Annotated in this window: 1 protein-coding gene; it reads left to right on the top strand. The window is 48.1% G+C overall.

Features of this window, described 5'->3' with window-relative positions; genetic code table 11:
• Window positions 1–1,215: DHH family phosphoesterase (locus A3757_RS24835; protein WP_068740493.1), on the top strand; the 1,215-nt coding region annotated here is incomplete at both ends.

Below are 1,215 nucleotides of genomic sequence, written 5' to 3'. Positions count from 1 at the left end.
AACGAGGCGCTTGAAGTTTTATATAATGCGCTCGTTGCACAGCAGCATATCTTAATTCTTGGAGACTTTGACTGCGATGGTGCGACGAGTACAGCCTTGGCTGTTCTTGTACTTCGAGAGATGGGGGCGAAAGAGTGCTCTTATATTGTGCCCAACCGTTTTGAATTCGGCTATGGCCTGACGCCAGAAATCGTTGACTATGCTGCAAAATTAAAGCCTGACCTAATCGTTACTGTTGATAATGGTATTGCTAGTGAAGCAGGCGTAGAGCGGGCCAAGTCACTCGGTATTAAGGTTTTGGTTACTGATCATCACTTGCCGGGAGATACCCTACCTAAAGCTGATGCAATCGTGAATCCAAATCAACTCGGTTGTGAATTTCCCAGCAAAAATGCCGCAGGGGTAGGGGTTATATTTTATGTTTTAAGTAGTCTTAGAACCTTGCTTAAAAAGAGACAATGGTTTGAACAGAGACAGCTTAAAGAACCCAATATGGCTTCATATCTTGATTTGGTTGCTTTGGGGACTGTCGCTGATCTGGTGGCGCTCGATCACAACAATCGCGTACTGGTTTCCCAAGGGCTTAAACGTATTCGGGCAGGTTATTGTCGTCCTGGAATCAAAGCGCTTTTGTCGCTCGCGGGTAAGGAGTTGTCGGGCGTTAAATCGAGTGATATGGGGTTTATCGTTGGTCCGCGGCTAAATGCGGCGGGTCGCCTTGATGATATGTCACAGGGTATCGAATGCCTATTAGCTGATAGCGAGGTTAGGGCAATGTCTATCGCGCAGCGCCTGGACCAGCTGAATGTCGAGCGCAAGCGCATTGAAGCCGAAATGAAACAGGATGCTGAAGCCCAGGTACAAAGCATTCTGGACAAGTCTACGGAAAGCTTGGCTCTTGAGAACTTGTCGTGGGGGTTGAGCTTATATGAGCCACATTGGCACCAAGGTGTCATTGGGATATTAGCTTCACGTATCAAAGAGCTATTTCATCGGCCCGTAATCGCTTTTGCGCCTGCTAGCGATGATCCGCTGATTCAGAATAGGGAGCTAAAAGGATCTGCGCGCTCTATACCCGGGCTTCATATGCGCGATGCTCTGGACCTGGTATCTAAGCGCCACCCAGAGCTGATTAAAAAGTTTGGTGGCCATGCGATGGCGGCGGGTTTGTCGATTGATGAAGCGAGCTATCCGCATTTTAATGAAGCGTTTGAC

It is taken from the genome of Oleiphilus sp. HI0117, from assembly GCF_001635235.1.
The sequence above is the reverse complement of the archived record's forward strand: the minus strand, read 5'-3'. Positions and strand labels throughout refer to the sequence as shown.